The organism is Colwellia ponticola, from assembly GCF_005885605.1.
GTDB lineage: Bacteria > Pseudomonadota > Gammaproteobacteria > Enterobacterales > Alteromonadaceae > Colwellia > Colwellia ponticola.
The window spans coordinates 19,618-46,403 of record NZ_SZVP01000016.1 but is presented as its reverse complement, the minus strand read 5'-3'; the positions used below and the strand labels follow the sequence as shown (position 1 = coordinate 46,403).

The 26,786-nt window shown below is 37.7% G+C and carries 20 protein-coding genes; 9 read left to right on the top strand and 11 right to left on the bottom strand.

Going from position 1 to position 26,786, the window contains the following annotated elements; genetic code table 11:
• The first annotated feature begins 333 nt into the window (after positions 1-333).
• A complete protein-coding gene (locus FCS21_RS13830) occupies positions 334-3,375 on the top strand; it encodes an EAL domain-containing protein (RefSeq protein ID WP_171035714.1) in 3,042 nt (1,013 codons plus the stop codon).
• Between the two features lie 938 nt (positions 3,376-4,313).
• Here the strand turns inward: FCS21_RS13830 and trpA are convergent.
• The 6 genes from trpA to FCS21_RS13800 form a co-directional block, all read right to left on the bottom strand.
• Positions 4,314-5,162, bottom strand: a complete 849-nt coding sequence (trpA, locus tag FCS21_RS13825; protein ID WP_138624134.1) for a tryptophan synthase subunit alpha — start codon at positions 5,160-5,162, stop codon at positions 4,314-4,316.
• Positions 5,162-6,439: a tryptophan synthase subunit beta gene (gene trpB / locus FCS21_RS13820; protein WP_138624133.1), complete on the bottom strand. Its 1,278-nt coding sequence runs from the start codon at positions 6,437-6,439 to the stop codon at positions 5,162-5,164. The genes trpA and trpB overlap by 1 nt, the downstream gene beginning before the upstream one ends.
• 1 nt (position 6,440) lies before the next feature.
• Positions 6,441-7,910 (bottom strand): bifunctional indole-3-glycerol-phosphate synthase TrpC/phosphoribosylanthranilate isomerase TrpF, encoded by a 1,470-nt coding sequence (gene trpCF, locus FCS21_RS13815; protein WP_138624176.1) that lies wholly within the window; start codon positions 7,908-7,910, stop codon positions 6,441-6,443.
• Between the two features lie 20 nt (positions 7,911-7,930).
• Positions 7,931-9,022 (bottom strand): anthranilate phosphoribosyltransferase, encoded by a 1,092-nt coding sequence (trpD, locus tag FCS21_RS13810; protein ID WP_371287246.1) that lies wholly within the window; start codon positions 9,020-9,022, stop codon positions 7,931-7,933.
• A gap of 64 nt (positions 9,023-9,086) precedes the next feature.
• Positions 9,087-9,752 carry an aminodeoxychorismate/anthranilate synthase component II gene (locus FCS21_RS13805; RefSeq protein WP_138624132.1) on the bottom strand — a complete coding sequence of 222 codons (666 nt, stop codon included), beginning with the start codon at positions 9,750-9,752 and terminating at the stop codon, positions 9,087-9,089.
• On the bottom strand, positions 9,745-11,448 hold the full coding sequence (locus tag FCS21_RS13800; RefSeq protein ID WP_138624131.1) for an anthranilate synthase component 1: 1,704 nt from the start codon (positions 11,446-11,448) through the stop codon (positions 9,745-9,747). The genes FCS21_RS13805 and FCS21_RS13800 overlap by 8 nt, the downstream gene beginning before the upstream one ends.
• Before the next feature lie 586 nt (positions 11,449-12,034).
• Here FCS21_RS13800 and FCS21_RS13795 point away from each other — a divergent pair.
• From FCS21_RS13795 to FCS21_RS13765, 7 genes are all read left to right on the top strand, one after another.
• On the top strand, positions 12,035-12,940 hold the full coding sequence (locus FCS21_RS13795) for a PHP domain-containing protein (protein ID WP_138624130.1): 906 nt from the start codon (positions 12,035-12,037) through the stop codon (positions 12,938-12,940).
• 76 nt (positions 12,941-13,016) lie between these two features.
• Complete coding sequence (locus FCS21_RS13790; protein ID WP_138624129.1) at positions 13,017-13,637, top strand: L-threonylcarbamoyladenylate synthase; 621 nt, start codon at positions 13,017-13,019, stop codon at positions 13,635-13,637.
• 117 nt (positions 13,638-13,754) lie between these two features.
• Complete coding sequence (gene rluB, locus FCS21_RS13785; RefSeq protein ID WP_138624128.1) at positions 13,755-14,822, top strand: 23S rRNA pseudouridine(2605) synthase RluB; 1,068 nt, start codon at positions 13,755-13,757, stop codon at positions 14,820-14,822.
• A gap of 19 nt (positions 14,823-14,841) precedes the next feature.
• On the top strand, positions 14,842-15,981 hold the full coding sequence (gene rnd, locus FCS21_RS13780) for a ribonuclease D (protein WP_138624127.1): 1,140 nt from the start codon (positions 14,842-14,844) through the stop codon (positions 15,979-15,981).
• Positions 15,982-16,083: 102 nt separating this feature from the next.
• Positions 16,084-16,365, top strand: coding sequence for a YcgL domain-containing protein (locus FCS21_RS13775; RefSeq protein WP_113667299.1), 282 nt, complete (start codon positions 16,084-16,086; stop codon positions 16,363-16,365).
• A 29-nt stretch (positions 16,366-16,394) separates the two neighbouring features.
• Positions 16,395-17,420 carry a lytic murein transglycosylase gene (locus tag FCS21_RS13770; RefSeq protein WP_371287245.1) on the top strand — a complete coding sequence of 342 codons (1,026 nt, stop codon included), beginning with the start codon at positions 16,395-16,397 and terminating at the stop codon, positions 17,418-17,420.
• Between the two features lie 70 nt (positions 17,421-17,490).
• Positions 17,491-18,012 carry a YcgN family cysteine cluster protein gene (locus FCS21_RS13765; protein ID WP_138624125.1) on the top strand — a complete coding sequence of 174 codons (522 nt, stop codon included), beginning with the start codon at positions 17,491-17,493 and terminating at the stop codon, positions 18,010-18,012.
• A 141-nt stretch (positions 18,013-18,153) separates the two neighbouring features.
• Here the strand turns inward: FCS21_RS13765 and dsbB are convergent, their stop codons facing one another.
• Complete coding sequence (dsbB, locus tag FCS21_RS13760; protein WP_138624124.1) at positions 18,154-18,672, bottom strand: disulfide bond formation protein DsbB; 519 nt, start codon at positions 18,670-18,672, stop codon at positions 18,154-18,156.
• 133 nt (positions 18,673-18,805) lie between these two features.
• Positions 18,806-20,206 (bottom strand): sodium:proton antiporter NhaD, encoded by a 1,401-nt coding sequence (gene nhaD / locus FCS21_RS13755; RefSeq protein WP_138624123.1) that lies wholly within the window; start codon positions 20,204-20,206, stop codon positions 18,806-18,808.
• A 536-nt stretch (positions 20,207-20,742) separates the two neighbouring features.
• On the opposite strand from nhaD, the gene fadR reads away from it, so the two are divergent.
• Positions 20,743-21,456 (top strand): fatty acid metabolism transcriptional regulator FadR, encoded by a 714-nt coding sequence (fadR, locus tag FCS21_RS13750; RefSeq protein ID WP_138624122.1) that lies wholly within the window; start codon positions 20,743-20,745, stop codon positions 21,454-21,456.
• 79 nt (positions 21,457-21,535) lie between these two features.
• Here the strand turns inward: fadR and FCS21_RS13745 are convergent, their stop codons facing one another.
• The 3 genes from FCS21_RS13745 to FCS21_RS13735 are packed head-to-tail and all read right to left on the bottom strand — an operon-like array spanning position 21,536 to position 26,353.
• Positions 21,536-23,071, bottom strand: coding sequence for a SpoVR family protein (locus FCS21_RS13745; protein WP_138624121.1), 1,536 nt, complete (start codon positions 23,069-23,071; stop codon positions 21,536-21,538).
• A 14-nt stretch (positions 23,072-23,085) separates the two neighbouring features.
• Positions 23,086-24,363, bottom strand: coding sequence for a YeaH/YhbH family protein (locus FCS21_RS13740; RefSeq protein ID WP_138624120.1), 1,278 nt, complete (start codon positions 24,361-24,363; stop codon positions 23,086-23,088).
• Positions 24,364-24,418: 55 nt separating this feature from the next.
• On the bottom strand, positions 24,419-26,353 hold the full coding sequence (locus FCS21_RS13735) for a PrkA family serine protein kinase (protein WP_138624119.1): 1,935 nt from the start codon (positions 26,351-26,353) through the stop codon (positions 24,419-24,421).
• Between the last annotated feature and the right edge of the window lie 433 nt (positions 26,354-26,786).

Below are 26,786 nucleotides of genomic sequence, written 5' to 3'. Positions count from 1 at the left end.
GTTCACTATTAATCCTTTCAGGGTAAAACGCGGCTTCTCTTTTACTGCTAAAATTAACTATGCTGACAACATAGTTAATACAGCTAAACCAGCTAAACTAATTAACTTTAGTTAACGCTTCTTTATAAAATTAATTAAAGCTAAGCATAAAAATAGCGTTAACATTACGGTAACTAACATCGCTCATCAATGTTATTAAATGACTAATTTGCTTTTTAGAGGGGAATTATTCATAGTAACAAATTAAGCATAAATGGATCTTTGATGCTCTATTCACTTGTTTAGGGTAACCATTAAAAAATATATTCACTATTAAGTTACTTAAGGATGAATATGCAAGCTAAAAAAAATAACAATGCAGTTAACCAGTGTAAAAGCAAAAAGCAAAAGCGCTTTTTTGGTTTACATGCTCTGCCATTAATTAGCGCTTTATGCTGTTTCTCATTGATTTTTTTTGTGGCTTTTTGGCTCTATCACGTTGAATTAAAGTCTGCTTTACAATCACGTAGCACTACGGCAGAAAAAAGAATTAACGATATTGCCGGTGTTATCTCTTCTTCAATGGAAGTTCGCTTAAACTTAACAAGTAGTTTACGTGCTTTTGTTTACACCCATAAAACATTTTCAGTTGAAGACTTTAATAATTTCACTTCATTACTTTTAAATGATTTAACAGGTATTGTCAGCCTTCAACTAGCTCCAGACGGTATTGTGACTTATGTCACGGATGTTGAATTTAATAAACAAGTCATAGGACACAATTTACTTACCGATCCTAGACGTCGTCAATTGGCTTTAAAAGCTATTCAAGATAATAGCTATCTTATTATAGGACCAATGGATTTGATCCAGGGAGGGCAGGCTATTACGGCAAGGCGACCTATTTTTTTTCCTGGGATTAATGACCAACAAGCAAATTTTTGGGGATTTGCTACGGTATTAATTGATATTAAATCCTTATTAGAAGATACATTAGTTGTTAATTTAATGAAAGATTTTAACCTAGCTATACGAGGTAAGGATGGTTTAGGCGCACAAGGAGATGTTTTTTTTGGTGAGGCAGCAGTTTTTGAAAATCCTATCGCAAAAAGCACTATACGATTACCTAATGCACAATGGCAAATAGCGGTTACTGAAAAAAAAAGTAATCATATCGCGGGATTTTTTCACTCATCTTGGTATTGGGGGTTAACTCTACCTAGTAGTCTAATAGCCGCGCTGCTTTGTTATTCTCTTATGGATAGACCTCGTAAGCTTAAAGAGAAAATAAGTGAAGCAACTACAGCGCTTAGAATAGAAATCAATCAACGAAAGTTGGCCGAAGAAAAACTACAGCTGTCATCTAGGGTCTTTAATAATACTCATGAGGCTATTATGATCACTAACGAAGAACAGGTTATCGTTGATGTTAATCCAGCTTTTAGTGATATAACCGGTTATAACCGTGAGGAGATGATTGGTAAAACACCACACGTTTTAAGATCAGGTAAGCACAGTGCTAACTTTTATCAAGCAATGTGGCAAGCGGTTACGGAGCAAGGTCATTGGCAAGGTCAAGTATGGAACAAATCAAAGCAAGGCGATCTTTATGCCGAGCTGCTTTCTATCTCATCATTAAAAAACGATGAGGGTAAAGTAACGCATTATATTTGCCTTTTTTCTGACATTACCGATTTAAAACGTCAGCAAGAGCAACTCAAATTAATGGCTCATTATGACGTATTGACTAAACTACCTAACCGTGCATTATTTGTTGACCGTTTTCACCATGCTATTGCTCATAGTATACGTACGGGTCATCAACTCGCTATTTGTTTTTTAGATCTAGATGATTTTAAACCCGTCAATGATAACTATGGTCATGATGTTGGTGACCGTTTGTTAATTGAAGTTGCAAAGCGAATTACCGAGTGCATTAGGGAAGAGGATACCGTTTCACGTCAAGGTGGCGACGAGTTTGCCATATTACTTAATGATCTAAAATCAGCATCACAATATGAAGTGACTATGGATCGTATTCACCAATCACTAGCACAACCTTATGATATTGATGGTGTTCAACATAATATTACCGCTTCTAGTGGCGTCACTTTATATCCTTCTGATAACAGCGATATTGACACTTTATTGCGTCATGCTGACCATGCTATGTATCAATCTAAATTGGCAGGTAAACATCGTACTCAGCTTTATAATCCTGATTATGACCAACTTATTATTCAAAAAAATAGCCAACTTGAAGAAATTGAACAGGCGTTAGCTAATAATGAGTTTGAGCTGTATTATCAGCCCAAAGTTAATATGACTACCGGTGATGTTTTTGGCGTTGAAGCCTTAATACGTTGGCTTCACCCTGATAAAGGGCTGATTCAACCACTCGACTTTTTACCCTTTATTGATGATACACCATTAGAAAACAAGCTTGGTGAATGGGTTATAAATGAAGCACTACAGCAACTTACTCAGTGGCAGCAGCATAATATCCTTATTCAAATGAGTATTAATATTTCATCAAACCATTTATTGTCACCTATGTTTTTTGACGTACTTAAAAATAATTTAACTAAATATCCCACTATTGATAGTCAATACTTACAATTAGAGATATTGGAAAGCTCGACTTTAGGCGATATTTCTATTATTACTGACATTATTAAAACCTGCCAACAGCGTTTGGGCGTCAGCTTTGCCTTAGATGACTTTGGTACTGGCTACTCATCGTTGACTCACTTGAGAAGTTTACCCGTTGATACCATTAAAATTGATCGAAGCTTTGTTCGGGATATGCTCGATGATCCCAGTGATTACTCAATTATTGAGGGCGTTATTGCCTTAACTCAATCATTTAGCCGTAATGTGATTGCTGAAGGTGTTGAAAGTAAAAATCATGGTTTAATGTTATTAATGATGGGCTGCGAACAAGCGCAAGGCTATGAGGTTGCGCCGCCTATGCCTGCTAGTGAGTTTAGTTACTGGTTACGACACTATATTGCTAACCAAGACTGGCTACTTTGTGGCAATAAGTCTCGTAGTAATAAAGAAAATAGTTTAGCCATATTTAAAATATTGAGTCGACAATGGAAAGACAAGTTAACTGAAAAAGTATCAGAGGGATCTGATGGTGTTACATATTGGCCTATTATTGATAGTCATTATTGTCACTGTGGTAATTGGATAGCACGTGAAAAAACAAAGCAACTTTTTGCAAGGGAAGGTATTGAACGATTAGAACAAGTTCATCATAAAGTTCATTCAATTGCCCATGCTATAAAGTCACACTATCAACAGGGGGATTTGCACACTACACAGGCTATTTTAGTTGATTTTGAATTAGCGTTTGATGAGATGAGTGAGGTAACCAGAACATGGCAATAAAGCAGAACTAGCTAAATGCTATTTTTTTTGTAAGACATGTCTTACATTGCTGTGAGATATATTGGCATTTATAAGCTTGTTATGTGAATTATAAAAATAACCTATTGATTAATAACAGCAAATAAAAAAAACACCAAGTTACATTCTATTTACATTATTGTTTTGACTGGTAACAAGACCCTATAAGAGATATTTAGCGTATTATTAATAATGTTAGGAAGACAAGAGGCAGGACGCTTCAGCATATTTTTTTGTGCACATAAGGACATAATAGTTACTTAAAGGATATTTAGTAACAGTAGGATTTACCGAGGACGGTAATAATAACTTAGCAAGCGTTAGTTACAGTGGATGTATAAAGCTTGAGGTATGGATGCTATTCATGGAAGAGGCAGGTAAGGATACTTGTACTAAATAAGGTACTGAGTAAAGGTATCGAAGAAAGTGCAAAAGGATATGTACTTTAATAACAGCTAGACGCTAAAACCTAAAGCAGGATGTTTTATTTTTAAATAGTATTAAGGTATTACTTAAAAAAGGTTTAACAAGGAGGCTTTAAGGATAAAGCTAAGTGGTAGGATGCCACTAGGGATAATAAACAGGGATGCGGCTTGGTGAGGAAAACCAAAGTCAGGAATACACTATTATGGATGATAGACAGGGAAGCTAATCGTTACCTAAAAGGATTAAGTGAGCATATGAATGGGCTCATAACGGATATAAAGGAAATGCTAGGGATAGTTGTTCAGGGAAGAGATGAGAGCATTAAGTATGTGTGCAGGATGCACCGTATAAGCTAGTTATAGAAATGCGACTCAATGAGTCGCATTTTTTATATCTGACACTTTATTTTCAGAGCTCAAAATATAAAAAGCTCACAAAAAAGGAGCAGTATAGTTGCCCCTTTTGCTTACTCATGGTCAGTATAAAACCACGCCTTATTTGGTTGCCGCTTTCATCTCACCAACAAAGCAGGTTAAGTCGCTGAGCATTTTATTATGGTCAGCTAGGTTATCTTCAATAATTTTAACAACAGCAGAGCCACTAATGGCCCCTAATGCACCAGCGTTAAGTGCATCTTTCACTTGCTGTGGTGTTGAAATACCAAAGCCTAAAACGGGTGGTGCGGCATGATATTGTGTTAAACGTTCAATTAAGGTATTTGCCGTGTTAGCCACTGTGTCTTGTGGACTTTTAGCACTATCTACGCCGGTTACGCCGGTGCGACTTAATACATAAGTATAGCCACGAGAATATGACGCTACGCTACGTAATGTTTCATCACTGGCATTAGGTGGCGCAATAAAAATAGGGGCAATGCCGTATTTTAATGCCGCTTGACGAAAGGGCTCACTTTCTCTTAAAGGGATATCGGCTATTAGAACCGAGTCGACGCCAGCGTCACTCATATTTTGATAAAAAGTATCAATACCACGAGCAAAAACTAAGTTGCCATAAAGTAATAAACCAATGGGGATGTGCGGGGCATAGGCGCGCACTTGCTGTAATATATCAACACAAGTATCGGTGTTAACGCCAGCTTTTAAAGCGCGTAGCGCGGCATGTTGAATAGTTAAGCCATCAGCACTGGGATCAGAAAAAGGAATGCCTAACTCTAATGCATCTGCGCCGGCATCAATTAAACTTTTTATTACGGCAAATGATTGCTCAGCATTAGGATCGCCTATCATGACAAAAGGGATAAAAGCCCCTTCATTTTTTGCTGTTAAAGCAGCGAAAGATGTTTGATAACGCGCACCTGCTTGTGCAATAGTTGAGTTTGACATTATGCCTCTCCTCTGTGTTTAACGTTGTTAGTTGATAAGGCGTCTTCTGGGGAAAGAATAGCGTGTACATGGGCTAAATCTTTATCACCACGACCAGAAAGGTTGACTAAATAAATAGTTTCTTGGGTAGCAGATTCGGCCATTTTTAGTGCTTGAGCAAGCGCGTGTGATGACTCAAGCGCAGGGATTATACCTTCATTTAAGGCTAATGCTTGAAATGCTGCTAAAGCTTCATCGTCATTAATGGGCACATATTGTGCGCGGTTAGTATCTTTTAAAAAGGCATGTTGCGGACCAACAGCAGGGTAATCAAGACCCGCTGAAACAGAATAAGACTCTTCAATTTGCCCCGATTTATCTTGCATAATATAGGTGTAGTTACCATGTAGCATGCCCTTGGTGCCTGCTACAAGCGTAGCGCCGTGTTGGCTAGTATCAATACCTTTACCACCCGCTTCAACGCCAATAAGCTTTACGCCTTCTTCTTTAATGAAGTCGTTGAACATACCAATAGCATTTGAACCACCACCAACACAGGCAATAACGTAATCAGGTAAGCGACCTTCTTCTTTATAAAGCTGTGCTTTAGCTTCTTCACCAATCATTTTTTGAAATTCACGTACGATAGTTGGAAAAGGGTGAGGCCCGGCAGCAGTACCGAGTAAGTAATGTGCTTTTTCATAATTAGCAGACCAGTCTCGTAGCGCTTCATTGACGGCGTCTTTTAGTGTGCCTGAGCCCGCAGTGACAGGAATAACTTCTGCGCCCATTAACTTCATACGAAAAACATTCGGCTGTTGTCGCGCACAATCCACTGCGCCCATGTAAACTTTACATTTCAAACCTAGTAATGAACACGCTATGGCAGTTGCTACGCCGTGCTGACCAGCGCCTGTTTCAGCAATAATTTCAGTCTTACCCATGCGTTTAGCGAGCAAGGCTTGACCTAATACTTGGTTAGTTTTGTGGGCGCCACCGTGTAATAAATCTTCACGTTTTAAATAAATTTTAGCGAGAGGGTTTTTAACAATATTACGACACAGGGTTAATGGTGTTGGTCGACCAGCATAGTTTGTTAATAAATTATTGAACTCCGTTAAAAAAGCTTCATCGGTTTGAGATTCGATAAAAGCTTGCTCTAATTGCTCTAGTGCAGGTACTAATAATTCACCAACATACATACCACCAAACTCACCAAAATAGGCGGGTAAGCGTTGTTTAGTTGAGTTATTCACTTGTATGCTCTCTTGAGAAGTGTTCTGTTTTGTATCAGACATGTTAATAATTCCTAATTTTCGAAAATATTTGTGTTAACTTTTCACTTGATTTAATGCCAGGGCTATCTTCTACACCTGAATTTAGGTCTAAGCCAAATAAATCTAGATGAGTTAACTGTATGAGCGCTTGGGCAATATTGTCATTGTTTAAGCCACCGGCTAAAAAGCTAGTTGATAAGTTTTGCTCGCTTAACGCTAATATTTGCCAGTCAAATGCTTTACCACTGCCAGGGCTTTGTCCGTCAAGTACATGGTGACTGACATTGGCAGCAAGCAAGGGAGCGCTTTGTATTACAGGGCTGGCATGCCATACTTGGCAAAAATTACAATTGTTAGCGCTAAGTTCAGCGGTTAACGCTTCAATATACTGGCTATCCTCACTACCATGAAGCTGAACAGCGCTTAAGTTAAGGCTCTTTACTAAATCGATGATTGTCGCGCGATCATGGTTAACAAAAACACCCACGTACTCTAATTTTGGTGTTGCTTTAATAATGTCTGCTGCTTGTGCTTTAGTAACATAACGTGGTGACTTCTCAGCAAAAATAAGACCACCAAAGCGTGCGCCAGCATCAGCGGCAGCACTAGCATATTTTTTATCCGTTAAACCACAGACCTTATTATTACCATAAATGAGTTTTCGACAGGCTAAATCAATATCTTGATACCGATTGTTTTGCGGATCCATCAACGAACTGCCCACTAAAAATCCATCTACTGCTGGCGCTAATTCTCGTACTTGAGCATTGGTGGTAATGCCCGATTCAGAAATAATAATGGTATCGTCAGGTAATGTCGGTGCGTAGTCAAAGGTACGTGCTATATCAGTACTAAGATCACGTAAGTTTCTATTGTTGATACCAATCATTTTGGCGTTGAGCCTAATAGCTCGGTCACGCTCTTCTTCGGTAGATATTTCGGTTAAAACAGCTAAATTATATCGCTTGGCCACAGCCGATAACTCAATATATTCTTCATCGGACAACACACTCAGCATAAGTAAAACCGCATCAGCGCCATAATGTCTGGCCAAGTAAACTTGATAGCTGTCAACAAAGAAGTCTTTATTGAGTACCGGGCACTTTACTGACTGAGTCACGGTTTTTAAATAGTCAAAATCACCTTGGAAATATTTTTTATCGGTTAGCACTGAGATAGCCGCGGCGTATTTATCATAGGTTTGACAGATGGCTTTGACATCAAAATCAGCGCGAATTAAACCTTTAGACGGCGATGCTTTTTTACATTCAAGAATGAAACCAGCATAAGGTTTATCCGCTGTTTTGGTTAAAGCAGCATACATATCTTTCGTGGTAGGGACTAAGTCATCAATAAAGCTTGTTAAAGGTTTAGCTATCTTTAATGCGGCGATTTCAATGCGCTTATCATCAACAATTTGCTCTAAAATATTCTTTTCAGCGTTAGTTGCCGAAGTAGTTAGCGTTGATGTACTTATCGTTGAAGTATTCATAGTTGAGTGCATATTATTTTTCAACCTTTATTGTCGTATGTTGTCGTATTAGGATTTTCATTTGAAAGTGCTACTAATGACGATAATGTCACCATGGCTTTACCTGAAGCGAGCACTTTAGCAGCTTGTTGCGCAGCTTGAGCCAGTGAGTCAGCCTTATCATGTAAATAAAGTAATGCGGCGCAGTTAATGATAACAGCAGCGTTGTGTGCCTCTTTTCCTTGACCTGATAAGATGTCTTTAATGATATTGGCATTTTCACTGGGCGTACCGCCTTTAATATCATTAAGAGAATAGCTGTCTAAGCCAAAGTCTTGTGGAACAATAGTTCGCTCAATTAACAGACCATCCTTAATTTCAACGACTTGGGTCTTACCATGTAAGGCAATTTCATCAAGACCACTACCATGAACGACAAAAGCACGTTTAACACCCGTAAGTTGTAATGCTTGAGCGATGGGGGTTAATAACTCAGGTGTGTACACGCCCAATAACATAATCGACGGTTTTGCAGGGTTAACTAGCGGTCCTAAAATATTAAATAGTGTGCGAATGCCCATCGCCTTTCTTACAGGCGCTGCGTGTTTAAAGCCAGAGTGATAAGCAGGCGCATATAAAAAGCATAAATTAGTTTGCGTTAAACAATCTTTTGCTGTCTCAGGTGACATCGATAAGTTAACACCTAATGCCTCAAGTAAATCAGCAGAGCCAGACATGCTTGAAACACTTCGGTTACCGTGTTTTGCCATTTTTAAGCCACAAGCTGCAGCAAGAATAGCCGCTGTTGTTGAAATATTAATCGTATTAGCACCATCACCACCAGTACCTACACAATCAGCAATAATCTCGCCTGGTGCATCTTCATCATTGCCGTATTGAGGAAATGGCGTAGCGGCCGCTCGAATAGCGATGGCAGCACCAGCAATTTCTTCCGGTGTTTCACCTTTTATTTTAAGTGCTGTTAATACACTAGCCATTAACGCTGGCGCTATATTACCTTGCAGTACTTGCTGAAAAAAATCATGACTTTGTGCCTGCTTTAAATCAATACCGTCTACTAAGGCGGGTAAAATATTTTTTATATCAGTTTTGTCTATATTGTTGCTATTCATTACAGAGCTGTCCATTGTCGATGAACTCATTGGTGAAGAACTTGTTACGTGTAAATTTGTCATGCTACTCCCCGCTAACGTTAGCACTAACGCTATTACTATGATTAGTATTAAGACTTGTACTAAGTGAAGGTGCTAACGCCAGCAGATGCTGTAGACTTTGTGATAATAACGGTGTACCAAAGGTGGTTAATATTGACTCAGGATGAAATTGAAACGCTAACACCGCATCCTTGTCATTACTAATAGCCATACACATGCCGTTATAGTCGGCAATAACCTCTAACGTTGTGGGTATATCTGTGCCTATTAATGAGTGATAACGGGCAACGGGTAAAGGGCTTTTAATACCTTCAAAAGGACCAAAGCCAGTATGAGTAATACTTGATGCTTTACCGTGAACAATTTCTTCTGCTCGGTCTACTTTCCCCCCATAATGCTCTATTAAGGCTTGATGACCTAAACAAATACCTAGCATAGGAATACGGCCAATACATTTTTCAATCAGCGCCATTAAGCAACCAGCGTTGCTTGGCTCTCCTGGGCCTGGCGATAAAACAAGTAATACCGGCTCGGCTGTTTGCTCGGTATGGGTAAGCATTTTTTCAAAAATAAAATCTGCGCTGAGCGTGTTTCTATAAACACTTGGCTCAAAGCCTAAGCACTGAAACTCATCAACTAGGTTATAAGTAAAGGAATCTAGGTTATCGAGCATAAATAATTTAGTCATGAACTTGCTCCTTTGCTGGGGAATTAGCTAATGTTTTTGCGGTAGCATTAGCCGTTACAATAGCACTAATTACTGCTTGTGCTTTTTGCCTGGTTTCATTGGCTTCACTGATGGGGTCAGAGTCAAAAACTACGCCGGCACCAGCTTGTACTTGCGCCATATTATCTTTAACAAAAGCTGAGCGAATAACAATACAGGTATCCATTTCACCCGTGCCGGTTAAGTAGCCAACAGCGCCGCCGTAACTACCGCGTCTTTTGCCTTCTACCGTTCGAATAAGTGAGGTGGCTTTAACTTTAGGTGCCCCTGAAAGAGTGCCCATGTTCATGCAGGCTTGATAAGCGTGCAATGCATCTAAATCGGTTTGTAAGGTACCACAGACCCTAGAAACTAGATGCATAACATGAGAGTAACGATCAACTTTTAGTAACTCCGCTACGTAGCGAGTACCTGGCTGTGAAACACGCGCAATGTCATTTCGTGCTAAATCAACCAGCATAATGTGCTCAGCCGACTCTTTTTTATCTTGTCTTAGTTCTAATTCAATGCGGCTGTCTAAATCTAAAGCAATATTTCCCTGTTGATCGAAGCCTCGCGGGCGCGTGCCTGCGATTGGATAAATCTCTACGTGGCGACTACTGGCCTGATACTTTAAGGCTGATTCTGGTGAGGCGCCAAAAATACAAAAATCACTATCTTGGAGGTAAAACATGTAAGGGCTAGGATTGCTAAGCTTAAGTGCCTTGTAAGCAGCGATTGAGTCAAAACAAGGTAAGCTAAAGGTACGAGAGGGCACCACTTGAAAAATATCGCCAGCGCGAATGTTTTCTTTTAGTTGCTCAACAATGTCACAAAAGCGCTGATCACTAATATCAACTTGTAGTTGTTCATTAAAGGCCTGTTCATTAGTAATATCAGCAAATGAAGGGCTTAAGGGGGATACTTGCTGAGCATCTATTGCGCTAGCGAGTGTTTTTTTGATATGTGCCACACGGTTAGTGATCGTCAACTTGCTTTGCTTAGCTTTTTCAGTATCACTGCAATTAAAAATATTACCTATGATATCAGTGCTTTGTTTTTCATGGTCAATAATCACTAGCGTTTCAGCTAAGTAATAAACAAAGTCTGGACAAGTATTATCACCGTCATCAACCTCTGGTAACTGCTCAGCGATTGCCATTAAATCAAAAGCAAAAACGCCGCCTAAAAATACCGCAAAGGGGTGACTTTTATCATCAGTGAGTTGATTAAATAAGCGTAAACTGTGTAATGGATTAGTAACACTTAAGCGTGTTTTTTCATCAAGGTCGGTAGCGACTTCGCTAAAGGTTGCCGTAAATGACTTCCCCTCATCATCTATAGTTAATGTAGCATGAGGTTGCAGTTGAGCTGCGGCAAAATCGAGAGCGTTTTCGCCATTAAGAGATAAAGCAGAAAAAGTGACCGTGTGGCCATTACAAACAATTTTAACGGCCGCATCGGTTAATAATAAGCTTTTTAACAAATGCTTTTTATCTATTTCGGCTGATTCTAATAAGAGATTATGTTGTTTTTGGTGACATAATAATTGGTAAACGCTTAATGGATCATTTTGATAGTCACTACTATCTTCAATGGTATGCACAGCTGTTGTAGTACTGTTTTTATCAGATAAATTATTAGGTGATACGGTTCTAGGTGATAATATTTTAGTCATGTTGAATACTTCTATAGAGTTTATTTAAGGGTACTTTGTCATCCTGCGTAAATAGGCAGTAGCCACCAAATAAACCATGTTTTTGTCTTGTTCATTGTCAATCCTTTATTAAGATAATTTTATGAGTATTGTATTTTTCTATTCTTTAGCTTGTTGATTTTATTGCTAAGGCACCAAGTTAAAATATGTGGCGCGCTTTAACGAGAAAAACCCGCTGATAAGGGCGGGTTTTTGAAATATGTTTACTCTTTTTTAAGAGACACGCAACTATCACAACCCAATTATGTCGAGTTATGCCACCACCAAATGAATGTAATATTAGTCTTTGCTGTGTTCATTATTGATGTGCCTTTAATTTACGAGTTATATGTTAATTAGTCTTAGTGTTGGCGCTATTGAGTTTGCTTCTTAACTGCGTAGCTTATTTTAGCCGACTCTAACGAGCTTTAGTCAATCTTACACAAATTAACAGTTACCGTGCTTACCAATAAAATAGTAAATGAAATAGCGGAAAAAGTATCATTATTTACATGATATTAGTAAACTTATCATCACACTAAGTTTTACCCCTATAGAAGACCTTATTATGGCGTTGCTGTCAACCACTGATTTCCCACATTTGATAGTAGAAACCGAAGGTTTTGCTCATAAACGTATCGACTTACATAGTCATACTCATTGTTCAGATGGTAGCTTATCGCCGCAAAGCTTGATAGATAGAGCGGCGAACTTTCAAATTGATGTGTTAGCGATTACTGATCATGACACTGTCGCTGGTCTTGATATAGCGCAAAAGCATATAGACGATAAAAAAATTCCATTAAGATTAATCTCAGGCATTGAAATATCAACCGCATGGCAAGGTTTTGAAATTCATATTGTTGGTTTAAATATTGATAAAAATAACGTTGATCTACAAAATCTGATTACTTGGCAACAAGCAGCAAGAGAGCAGCGCGCGATTTCCATGGGAGATAAACTGGCAAAGTGTGGTTTTACGACTATTTATGATGATGCTAAAGAACTCGCAGGAGAGGGCTCAATTACTCGGGCTCATTTTGCTAAAGTGCTGCATCAACAAGGGCATGTTAGTACTATGCAACAAGCCTTTGATAAGTATATTGGCAAAAAAGGCTCAAAAGGCCAGCGCGCTTATGTAAAACCTAATTGGTGCAGTATAGAGGAGGCGGTTCAAGCGATACATCAAGCAGGAGGCAGTGCGGTAATGGCGCATCCTATCCGGTATGATCTTTCTGCTAAATGGTTACGACGTTTAATTGTTGATTTTAGTGAAGCTGCTGGCGATGGTTTAGAAATTGTACTACCGCAAATGAACCTTGAGCAAAGAAAAAAAATGTTGGCTTATTGTCAAGAGTACGATTTATATGCCTCGATGGGCTCTGATTTTCATCATCCTAATAAATGGAGTGATATTGGTCGTAATCTTACTATGCCGGTGGGCGCGAAACCTATTTGGGCACAATGGCAGTAACAAGGTACTAAAAATGAATACAAGTGAGCAGTAAGTTAATTATAAAAAATAAATTTTTACAAAAAAGGAAAGTCTCATGAGTCAGTTTTTTTATGTACACCCAGATAACCCCCAAGGTCGCTTAATGAAGCAAGCGGCAGACATTATTAAGCAAGGTGGGGTTATTGTATACCCTACCGATTCAGGTTACGCATTAGGCTGTCATTTAGGTGATAAAAAAGCATTAGAGCGTATCTGTCAAATTAGAAATATAAGCAAAGATCACAACTTTACATTAGTATGCACAGATCTATCACAAATATCAGAATATACCCGTATAGATAACAGCGCTTATCGTTTATTAAAAAATAACACCCCAGGTGCTTACACCTTTATTTTCAAAGGCAGTAAAGAAGTACCTAAACGATTGTTGAATCCTAAAAAGAAAACAATCGGCATAAGAATTCCAGATAATACCATCGCACAAGCCTTGTTGACTGAGCTAGCAGAGCCTATAATGTCTACCAGTTTGATTATGCCTGGCAACGAGGTGACAGAGTATGATCCTGAACAAATTCGAGATTTATTAGAGCATCAGGTTGATCTGATTGTTAACGGTGGTCATTTAGGTGAGCACCCAACCACAGTTATCGATTTTTCTAATGACGATATTGAAATAGTACGCGTAGGTGAAGGTGACCCTTCTCCATTTCAGTAATAGCAAAAATAATACAGCAGTACTTATTTAACAGCTGTTTGCTAGATAACTGAACCGAAAAATGAGCCAGAAGTTAGCTACTAGGGAGCTGCTACTGACGTAACAGAGTAAAAAATAATGACGGTTGACAAGAAAAAGCAAGCGAGAAAAGAGCAAGCTATTGATAAAAAATATGGCACGCGTGGTACTGAGAAAAAAGGCAGTGCCAAAAAAGGCTTAAGCAAAAGCGACGCAGCTAAAAAAGTGGTGGGCAAAAAAGGTCATCACAAAAAAGAACCTGAAAAAGTAGAAAAGGTTAACTTTCAAAAAGCGACGCATAAAGACTCTGAAAAAGTACAAAAAGTATTAGCGCGAGCGGGTAAAGGTTCACGTCGTGAAATGGAAACTATGATTAGCGAAGGCCGCGTTAGCATTGACGGGAAAGTTGCCTTTTTAGGCGATAGAATAACCGGTACAGAGCAAATTCGTTTAGATGGCCATCATGTAAAATTAACTGCGCAAGACGAAGATATTTGTCGAGTATTAGTGTACAACAAGCCAGAAGGTGAAATGTGTACACGCAAAGACCCTGAAGGAAGAGCAACCGTTTTTGATCGTCTACCTCCGCTTGAAACAGGTCGTTGGGTTGCTGTTGGCCGTTTAGATATTAATACTTCCGGTATGTTGTTATTTACTACTGATGGAGAATTAGCGAATCGATTAATGCATCCATCAAAAAAAGTTGAACGTGAATATGCCGTACGCGTTTTTGGTGAAATTAACGAAGCAATGTTACAAACATTACGTACAGGGGTTAAGTTAGAAGATGGCCATGCACGTTTTCAAAAAATAACTTATCGCGGTGGTGAAGGCCGAAATCATTGGTTCCATGTGGTGTTATCTGAAGGACGTAATCGCGAGGTTCGTCGACTCTGGGAAAGCCAAGATGTACAAGTAAGTCGCCTAATTAGAGTGCGTTATGGTGATATGGAAATGCAGCGACAATTACCTATGGGTGGCTGGCGAGAGTTAGCGTTAAAAGAAGTGAATTACTATCGCCAATTAGTTGATTTACCTTCTGAAGCCGTCAGTAAAGTGAAAGTTGATGAAAAAGCTATGGATAATGCGAAAAGTCGTCGAATTCGTCGCTCTGTTAAAAAACATCAGCAACGTAATCAACAAAGTAATCGTCGTCGTCACAAATAGTCGCAATAGAATTTACATTATGCATTATCAACTTATTGAAGATCAAAACAGTTTAGAACAATTATGCCTGCAACTAGCTAAAGCTAATGTGTTAGCCATAGATACTGAGTTTGTTCGAACGCGCACTTTCTATGCTAAGTTAGGCTTGCTTCAGGTTTGTGATGGCAAGCAATTAGCGCTTATTGACCCGCTTGCTGTTGATGATTTAAGTCCTTTTTGGGCGTTACTTACCGATGCTAATATAACTAAAGTACTGCATGCTTGCTCTGAAGATTTAGAGGTTTTTTTAACCGCAGGGCAGTGCAAGCCAGTCAATGTCATTGATAGTCAAATTATGATGTCCTTTTTAGGACACGGTTTATCAATGGGGTATGCGGCTATGGTCGAACACTTTACGGGTATTGTATTAGATAAATCTGAGTCACGTACCGATTGGACTAAAAGACCGTTAACTGAAAAGCAGTTAACGTATGCTAGTGCGGATGTTGACCATTTGTTTGCTATTTATCCTACACTATTAGCTGAAATAACGGAGCTGGGCTTTTTAACGTATGCAAAGTTAGAAACACAAAGCATGATTGATAAAAAGTTTACCCCTGTTAATGAAAACGAGATTTATCTTAATATTAAAATGAGTTGGCGATTAAATCCTAAGCAGCTAAATTTATTAAAATATTTGGCAAGTTGGCGCTTTCAACAAGCTAAAAAACGTGATTTACCTGTTAGCTTTGTCGCAAAAGATAATACCTTGCTCGCCTTAGCACAAAGCAACCCAGACAGTGTAAGTGCTATGACAACACTTGAAGGTGTTGAAACCCTTGATATTCGCCATAAAGGTAAAGCAATGCTGGCAGTATTAAATCAAGCCGATAAAGCAGATGAGAGTACTTACCCAGAAAAGATTATCCGTTTAGATGAGTACCCAGGTTACAAACAAACCTTTAAACAAGTGAAGTCTTTTTTAGTGGATACAGCCAAAAAAAATGACTTAGCAATAGAAAATATTGCTTCTAAAAAACAAATTAATCAATTTTTAACTTGGTATTTTGACTTAAACGGCGGGCGTAATAGCAAAAATAAAGTTGAATTGTTATCAAGCTGGCGTAAGCAATTGTTTGGTCAATCACTATTAGACTTTGCTAAGCAAGGTGACAAATAGCAAGGTTATCAACAACTCAGTACACCACTCAGATTCAATGTTTTGATAAGTATGTTATATGCTTATCAAAACATTCTTTTTTACTATCTATAGGTTTTCATTATGCTATGTGCCATTTATAAGAGTGCTCGAAAAGCACAAACATATCTCTTTGTTAAAAAAAGAGATGATTTTTCTAGCGTTCCAGAACAATTGATGAAAGTTTTTGGTACTCCCAATTTAGTAACCATTATTAATTTGGCGACTAAAGATAAGTTAGGTATGGCTGATTTAGAAAAAGTAAAAACAAACCTGCTTGAAGAAGGCTTTTATTTACAGTTACCGCCGCCGACTGAAGACTTATTAAAAGAGCATAAAGCTGCTATGAAAACTAAACAAGAGTAAGGAGATCCTTAATGAAACTTTTAACGAACATAATCACCTTAGCAGTGTTGATTATGCTTGGTATAATGTCACAGTCAACTGCCGCAAAGGGGGCATTGAGTGAAGAAGGCTTTGCTGAGTACGTAGTCAACTTAAAAACGGAAGCAATAGCCAATGGCTTTAGCGAGGCGTTAGTTAATAAAAGTTTTGCTAAGGTGACCTTTCATAAACGTGCCGTTAAAGCAGATAGAAGTCAGCCTGAAAACATAGAAACACTTGATACTTATTTACCTAAACGGGTACCTAAATGGAAAGTAGATAAAGCGAGAGCCTTGTATAAAGAGCATCAAGTATTGTTAAACCAAATAGGAGAACAATACCAAGTTCAACCGCGCTTTATTGTTGCTTTATGGGGACTTGAAACTAACTTTGGCCAGTACACTGGTGGTTATAATGTGATATCGGCTTTAGCAACTTTAGCTTATGAAGGACGCCGTGAAACTTTTTTTAAAAAGCAATTAATGGCAGCCCTGACTATTTTAGCGGAAGGTCATATAAGCAATGACAACATGAAAGGTTCATGGGCTGGAGCAATGGGACAAAATCAATTTATGCCAACTTCTTTTTTGAGCTATGCTGTTGATGGAGACGGTGATGGTAAAAAAGATATTTGGCAAAACCAAGCAGATGTTTTTGCCTCTATGGCCAATTACTTACGTAAGGTAGGTTGGGATGATGAATTTACCTGGGGTCGTCAGGTTAAGTTACCAGAAAATTTTGATTATAATTTAGCTATTCCTAAAAATACAGGTAATCGACAAAACTGGTTAAAAGCATGGGCTAAAACAGAAAAAACCTTGGCGCAGTGGCAAGCGCTGGGGGTAAGACGCTCAGATGGCACTAATTTACCCAGTGTTGATATTAAGGCGGCATTAGTGCTGCCTGATGATAAAAATGGTCGCGTTTACCTTGCTTATGATAATTATAAAAGCTTAATGCATTGGAATTTGTCTTATTATTTTGTCAGCTCAGTCGGTCATTTATCTGATCATATTAAGTTTCCTCCGATAAAGTAGTTGATTAGCCTTTTAACGGTGGGATTCGTCATTGAAGTCATCAAAACAGTAGTAAAATAAGTAGTGATATATGGTTAATGAAAAAATTGAAAAGCAGCCTTTTTGGCAGAGTAAAACGTTAACAGAAATGACGCGCGCTGAGTGGGAGTCATTGTGTGATGGTTGTGCTAAATGTTGTTTAAACAAGTTTATTGATGATGAAGCTACCGATGAAGCATCCGAGCTTCTCCCGACCGATCATATCAAAGAAGGTGAGCAAATTTTTTACTCTAATATTGCTTGTCACTTGTTAAATGAAAAAACCTGTCAATGTTCTAAATACGAGCAAAGAACAACACTAGTGCCTGATTGTGTGCGTTTAACACAAGAAAATATTGATGCAGTATTTTTTATGCCACCAAGCTGTACTTACCGCCGCTTACAAGAAGGGCGCGGTATTCCTTCATGGCATCCATTGCTACATAAAGGCAAAAAATCAGCTATGCATAAAGCGGGTATGTCAGTGCGAGGAAAAATTGTTAAAGACAATGAGGTTAGTCTTGAGCAGTTTGAAGATCACATTGTTATTTGGCCATTAAGTGATATTGATTAAGTACTAATATGAGTACTCGCTCTTGTTAGCCTTAAATAAGTGAGTAAATATATGGTTAATCACATCACTAAGATAATAATCTCGAGGCTATTATCTTAGTGATTCAAGTGAGTGGCTAGAATTAGTACTTAAACCTAGCGTCTACAATGTCTTTTTACAGACTAAACGGTTCATCAATACCACGGCAAAGACTATTGTGTACAATGCATACACCACAACCATCCATTGTGGCATGCTGTAGCCGAAAAATTGCCACGCAATATCACCACAATCTCCAGTAGCTTCAAATAAGAAGGGTAGCCATTCATGCAATGGCGCCCAAGTAGGAAAGTTAGGAATAAATTCACAACTAAAAAATAGTGACCCACTATTTTCTTGCATTTCTACATGCTCTAATGCTATGAGCAGCCCCCAAATTGCACCTATTCCCCATAGTACATAAGCGAATAACCTTGCTAATAAATTATTATGTCCAACAGTACCTATAGCACCTGCAAAAAAGATACTTAAAATGGCCAGTCGTTGATACACACACATGATGCACGGTGCTAGACCTAATATGTACTGGAAATATAAGGCCGATAGCTCTAATGCTAATGCCGACAAGGTTAACAATAACCAGGGGGTGCGCTTGGTGGTAATATCACTTAAATAGTTCAAAAAAAATCCTCTGAAAATTTCCAATAAAAAAGCCTCTAACGAATAAGAGGCTTTTATACAATAACATGATGTGATTACCAATGAATTATTACTTTATGGTAAATGAACATTATGAGTTAAGGGTTTACGATAGCTAGTTTATTAGTAAATGTACGTAAATACTGGCACCATAACCTAATGAAATTACTGGAGTCCATTTTAGGTGACTAAAGAAGGTGTAATAACCTCTTGCTTGACCCATTAAAGCAACACCGGCAGCAGAGCCGATAGATAATAAACTACCACCAACACCTGCCGTTAAGGTCACTAATAACCACTGTGTATGAGACATTTCAGGATTCATGGTTAATACTGCAAACATAACGGGAATGTTATCAACAATTGCCGATAATATACCGACTAAAATATTGGCATTAGTTGCCCCAAGTTCACCGTACATAAATTCTGACGCCATACCAAGGTAGCCTAAAAAGCCCAAACCACCAACAGCAAGAATAACACCATAGAAAAAGAATAAAGTATCCCATTCGGCTTTCGCTATTTTATCAAAAATATCAAAGTTATCTTCAACAACATGACTTGTTGGAGAGTCTGAGTGATCAATCTCACCAAACCCTGTCTGGCGAATATAATAACCGAAGAATTTTAAGTAAGCTAAACCTAACATCATGCCAAATACTGGCGGTAAATGTAGGAAGTTATGGAAACAAACGGCAGTGATAATTGTTAAAATAAACAGGCCAACAATAGTTAAACCACCTTTCTTTATTGGGGTTATACCACTTGAATCTGATACTGGGTGACCATGGGGTAAGAAAAATTGCATGATAAAAGCAGGAATAATGAAATTAACAAGAGAAGGTAAGAATAGCTGGAAAAACTCGGTAAATTCAACAATGCCTTTTTGCCAAACCATCAAGGTAGTAATATCACCAAACGGACTAAATGCACCACCAGCGTTTGCACTTACTACTATGTTAACACAACTCATAGCAATGAATTTAGGTTCATCTTTACCGACGGCTAAGACAACCGCACACATAATTAATGCCGTTGTTAAGTTATCGGCAATAGGTGAAATAAAGAAGGCTAGAATACCTGTTATCCAGAACAATGCTTTATAACTAAATCCTTTTTGTATTAACCAGTCTCGCAGTGAGTCAAATACATCGCGTTCTAATAACGCATTAATATAAGTCATCGCCACTAATAAGAAAAAGAATAATTCAGTATATTCAAGAAAGTTATGCCGAATGGCTACTTCAGTAACGTGGGGCATACCGTTGGCACTATAATAAGCAGCGATTAAAATCCAAATAAGGCCAGCAGCAAGTAATACAGGTTTTGATTTTCTTAGGTGTAATTGTTCTTCTAAAATAACGAGTGAGTATGCCAATACAAATATCGCAATGGCGGTATAGCCAATCCAATGATTCGTTAAATCGATATTTAAAGGTGCTGCCTCTGAAGCAAAAGCTATGCTTGGAGAAAGTACCGCTGATATTGCCAGTAAAATGTATAGAAGTTTTTTCATATTACTCTCTAAATTGACTGTGAGGTTATACCAAACGGATTGATATATTGACCAACTTAGGGCTTCAGTAGCAAATTAGAACAAACAAAATATAGTCAGCATAGACAGGCTATGGGTGATACATTTTGTGATGTTAACAGTTTGCTACTGCTCTCCCACAGGACGAGTCTACAAAGCTTACATACGGCATTATTGACTTTGACAAGTGAATAATCATTCTCATCAACCAATGCTTTGTCTTTAAGCTTTTTAATTCTCTTTCAGTGAGCAATAAATTAGTCTGATTGGTATCTATGCTAGTTAAGTGATTATTATTCGGCATGAATTCTATCAAAATCCATACGAATTGACACAAAAATGCGGTTGATTTTAGGTTGTTTTGTTGATACTCGCCATCATCTTTATTTATATTAAGCTAGCCGTCGGTATTTATTTTTAATGTACCCATTATTAATGGTGCTTGTGCATGAGCATACATCTGGTACAATCTCTTGCGAAATTCATCCTTCTTCACAATATTATCAGGTAATAGATCAATGGTTATAAAAGCGAAAAGCCCAGCAGGATTTGCTGAACAATATATTGTTGAGTCTATTTGGAATGGTGGTTTTCCGCCGGGTTCTATATTGCCCGCTGAGCGTGAATTATCAGAGCTTATTGGTGTAACTCGCACGACACTTAGAGAAGTTTTACAACGTTTAGCCCGAGATGGCTGGTTAACCATTCAGCATGGTAAGCCGACTAAAGTAAATAATTTCTGGGAAACCTCCAGCTTAAATATTTTAGAAACGTTAGCACAACTAGACCAAGAAGGTATTCCAGACTTGGTTGATAATTTACTGTCAGCACGCACTAATATTAGCGCTATTTATATTCGTGGCGCCATTAAAAATAACCCAGAAAAAACGATAGAAAATTTAAAAGGTTATTTAACGATTGAAGATACTGGCGAGGCTTTTTCTCAGTTTGACTATCAGCTTAATAAAGATTTAGTTGTTGCATCAGGTAACTCTATTTATTTATTGATCCTCAATGGTTTGAGTGGTCTTTATTCTCGTATTGGTAATTTATACTTTGGCCACCCCAAAGGGCGTGAAATAACTCGCGCGTATTATCAGTCACTAATAGACTTGGCACAAAATAATGAATTTGATCGTGCTATATTGGCAGTTCGTAAATATGGTATTGACTCAGGTATTCTTTGGTCTGAGTTAAAAGAAGATGTATTTAAAGAGTTATCTGAAGACTAGTTTTTGTTGAACCTTGATACCCCAAAAAATGACTGCTAACGCTTTAGTTAGCAGTCAAGGTAAGCTCAGTAACAATCCGTTACTCGTCTTTGGTTTGCGGTGGGCAACTAGCGATAACATTATCTTTACCTGATTCAGTAGCTTGGATGATTTTTACGTCAAATTGCCATAAATAATGCAGGTGTTTTAATACCTCATTTTTTGATTTCCCCAATGCCACACCATTATGCGGGGTATATCTTAGCGTTAACGCTCTGTCGCCATCAATATTAGCATCTATTACTTGAATGTTTACTTCTATATTGCTCAGGTTGTATTGACTAGCGAGCTGCTGACGTACTTTTTGATAGCCTTGCTTATTATGAATAGCACCAATTTCCACATAGTCTTTATCACTATCATCATGAATGTGAAATAATTTAAAATCACGGATTAATTTAGGTGATAAATACTGGCTAATAAAACTTTCATCTTTAAAGTTCTCCATAGCAAAATGTAAAGTATCTACCCAGTTACTGCCAGCTATATCAGGGAAGTACTCCTTATCTTCTTCAGTAGGGTGCTCACAAATACGTCTAATATCAATAAACATATTAAACCCTAAGGCATAAGGATTAATGCCAGAATAGTATTTACTATTATATTCAGGTTGTGCAACAACATTAGTATGGTGATGTAAAAACTCCAGCATAAATTTATCTGTCACTAAACCCTCATCATATAAATGGTTTAAAATAGTATAATGCCAAAAACAGGCCCAGCCCTCATTCATAACTTGTGTTTGTTTTTGCGGATAAAAATACTGAGATATTTTACGTACAATTCTGACTATTTCTCTTTGCCAAGGCTGTAATAATGGCGCATTTTTTTCAATAAAATATAAAATGTTTTCTTGTGGCTCTGAGGGGAATTGGTATTTCGCTTCATTATCTAGTTGCGCTTTTTTAGGTACAGTGCGCCAAAGCGCATTAACTTGTGATTGTAAATATTCAGCGCGCTCAGACTGCCTTTTTAGTTCTTCATCTAAGGATATTTTTTGTGGTCTTTTATAACGATCAACGCCATGGCTCATTAAAGCGTGACAAGCATCTAAGGTCGCTTCAACGTCGCTTATGTCATATTTCTCTTCACATTGTGCAATATAATTTTTTGCAAATAATAAGTAATCTATAATGGAGCTAGCATCTGTCCAAGATTTAAATAAATAATTGCCTTTAAAAAAAGAATTATGTCCATAACAAGCATGTGCCATTACTAAGGCTTGCATAGTGAGGGTGTTCTCTTCCATCAGATAGGATATACAAGGGCTTGAGTTAATAACAATCTCATAAGCTAAGCCCATTTGACCACGTTTATAGTTTTGCTCTGTTTGAATGAATTTTTTACCAAAAGTCCAATGATTATAACCAATAGGCATACCTACGCTAGCATAGGCATCCATCATTTGCTCTGCTGTTATCACTTCAATTTGATTAGTATAAGTATCTAGGCGATAAAAATCCGCTACTCGGGCTATTTCGTGTTGATACTGTTTGAGCAAGTCAAACGTCCAATCAGGAGTATCATTTAATGGCGTAACCTTGGTGTTTTTAATTGCTTCATTATTATGTTTCATTAATCACCCTTTTATTAAGCAGCATTGTGTGTATTTTTTTTGAAAAGTGCTCTAAATACAGGATAAATATCAGCAACAGATTTAATGTGTTGCATGGCGAAATTACTATGCGAATCTTCTACATGCTTGTAGTGTTGCCATAATGTTTGATGAGCGCGCTGGGTTATTTCAATATAGCTAAAGTATCTACTCTTAGGTAATATATGTTGCTCTAAAATAGACTGACATCGAGGTGAGTCATCAGCCCAGTTGTCACCATCTGATGCTTGAGCACCATAAATATTCCACTGATTATCATCATAACGCTCACTTATTATGTCATTCATTAATGTTAACGCACTTGAAGCAATCGTTCCGCCAGTTTCTTGTGAATAAAAAAACTCCTCTTCATCAACCTCTTTAGCTTGAGTGTGATGTCTAATGTAGACGACATCAATATTGCTATAGGTACGACTAAGAAATAGATATAATAAAATATAAAAACGTTTAGCCATCTCTTTAGTCGCTTGATCCATAGAGCCTGAAACATCCATTAAGCAAAACATAACGGCTTTAGAGGTAGGTACAGCTTGCTTAGCGTAGTTTCTAAAATGTAAATCGAAAGTATCAATAAAAGGAACTTTGGCTATTTTTTCTTTTAGGTCGTTAATTTCTGCTATCAAACGACGCTTTTGTTGAATATTATCGTATTTATCATTCGATAATATTAATAGCTCTTCTTCTAGCGCTTTTAAGTGTTTGCGTTTTGATGATGTCATTGCTATACGACGGGCAATTGAGCCTTGTAGCGATTTGACAATATCAATATTAGCAGGAACCCCCTCAGCACAAAAACCACTGCGCACTGTCTTGTATTGAATTAGCTTGTCTAATTGATTTTTCTCAAGGTTAGGTAGTTCTAAATCTTCAAAGAGAAGTGTTAAATACTCTTCTTTAGATATTGAAAAAGTAAAGTCGTCTTCACCTTCACCGTTATCACTAGCATCACCTTCACCAGCACCTTGTCCTTGCTTTTTAGGCTGACGAGGTATTTTATCACCAGTTGAAAATTGATCATTTCCAGGATGAACTCTATCTTTTATGCCGCCATCACCTTGGTGAAATGTCGGTTCGGACAAGTCCTTTTTGGGAATAATGATACTTTCGCCCGAATTAATATCTGTTACGCTACGTTCATTAACGGCATCAGTAACAGACTTCTTAATTTGATTCTTATAACGCCTTAAAAAGCGCTGACGATTAACAGTACTTTTATTTTTACTGTTAAGTCGTCTATCAATAAAGTTGGCCATATATCCTCCACTCTCTTGTGCGGTACTACTTATTTATTACCTAAGAGGTGCCGTTTTAAGAAGACTTTCTAACCCGTAAATACCACTCTGATAATAAGCGTACTTGTTTTTGGGTATAGCCTTTGGTCATCATACGTTGTACAAAATCATCATGTTTTTTCTGATCATCATTTGATGTTTTTGCATTAAAAGAAATAACAGGTAATAAATCTTCGGTATTAGAGAACATTTTTTTCTCAATAACTGTTCTCAACTTTTCATAACTAGTCCAAACGGGGTTTTTACCATTGTTATTAGCTTTTGCTCTTAAAACAAAATTAACAATTTCATTACGAAAATCCTTAGGATTACTAATACCTGCGGGTTTCTCAATTTTTTCTAACTCGTCATTTAATGATTGTCTATCAAATAACTGTCCTGTTTCAGCGTCTCTATATTCTTGATCTTGAATCCAAAAATCAGCATAGGTCACATAGCGGTCAAAAATATTTTGTCCATACTCAGAGTATGACTCTAAGTAAGCTGTTTGAATTTCTTTACCAATAAACTCTATATATTCAGGAGTTAAGTAGCCTTTGATAAACTCTAGGTAGCGTTCTGTTAATTCTTTAGGTAGTTGTTCTCGTTCAATTTGTTGTTCTAGTACATAAAACAAATGTACGGGATTTGCCGCGACCTCAACACTATCGAAGTTAAATACTCGGGATAAAATTTTAAAGGCAAAGCGTGTAGACAGTCCTGACATCCCCTCATCAACGCCTGCATAGTCACGATACTCTTGATAAGATTTTGCCTTTGGATCGGTATCTTTGAGAGTCTCGCCATCGTAAACGCGCATTTTTGAATAAATACTTGAATTTTCAGGTTCTTTTAACCGAGATAAGACAGCAAATTGAGCAAGAATATTTAACGTGTCTGGTGCACACTGAGCGGTTTTTAATTCGCTGTGTTCAAGAAGTTTTTTATAAATATTCACCTCTTCAGAGACACGCATACAATAAGGCACTTTCACAATATAAACGCGATCTAAAAATGCTTCGTTGTTCTTGTTATTTCTAAAGGTTTGCCACTCAGATTCATTTGAGTGAGCCAATAAAATACCATTAAATGGTAAGGCTGAAAGACCTTCGGTTGGGTTGTAGTTACCTTCTTGAGTAGCCGTTAGTAATGGGTGCAGCACTTTAATGGGAGCTTTGAACATTTCAACAAACTCCATTAAACCTTGGTTAGCTCGACATAATGCACCAGAGTAACTATAAGCATCAGCATCATTTTGCGCAAAATGCTCTAGTTGTCTTATATCTACTTTACCGACCAGCGCTGAAATATCTTGGTTATTATCATCACCTGGCTCTGTTTTGGCGATAGCAATCTGATCTAAAATAGAAGGATATACCTTAACCACTTTAAATTGCGCTATATCGCCTTTAAATTCATGTAAGCGTTTTGCAGCCCAAGGTGAGATGATGTTATTTAAATAACGCTCAGGAATATTATATTCTTCCTTAAGGATCTGGGCGTCTGAGTGGGCATCAAACAAACAAAATGGATGGTCATTAACTGGACTACGCACACCATTGGCACTTAATACATAAATAGGCTCTTGTTGCATGAGCGATTTTAGTTTCTCTGCTATTGACGACTTGCCTCCACCAACAGGTCCTAATAAATATAAGATTTGTTTCTGCTCTTCTAATCCTTGTGATGCATGTTTCAAATAAGACACTATTTGCTCTATGGCTTCTTCCATACCATAAAACTCAGCAAAAGCAGGATAACGCTTAATCACTCTATTAGAAAATATTCTACTGAGGCTAGGGTCGTTGGCGGTATCGACCATTTCTGGATCGCCAATGGCTTTAAGTAAACGCTCAGATGCACTAGCGTAAGCTAGATTATCTTCTTTACAGATAGTTAAGAATTCTTGTAAGCCAAACTCTTCCTGCTGAGCTTGTTCGTATCGTGTTTGATAATGTTGGAAAATACTCATAACTACCTCCAAAAAAATAGGATATCTTCATTAAAATAAAATCAGTTCAAGCGAGTACTCATGTGCAGTAAATCATCTTATAAAATAGTAATCAGTTATAACTCGCTAGTAGTTGATTGTTAATCATTGTTCAATAAATTGTAACTGTTTGTTCGTAATTTGTTCACCGCAAGTAAAGCTAAAAGTACTGCTTTATCTTAAGGTTAGTTGCTCTGACTGATTTTGCTAACAAATATTATAATTATTTATTTAACACAGCTGGAGCAATGAGAAACTTAACTATTGGTCTTAACTATTAGTAATGTTTAGTGTGTAATATTTAAGTACATACGTTGTAATATACTTTTTAGATCGTTAGGTGAAGTAATATACATTTCTTTATTGTTCAACCAACAGATTGCTAACGCTTATGTTAATTAATGCTCACGCCCAT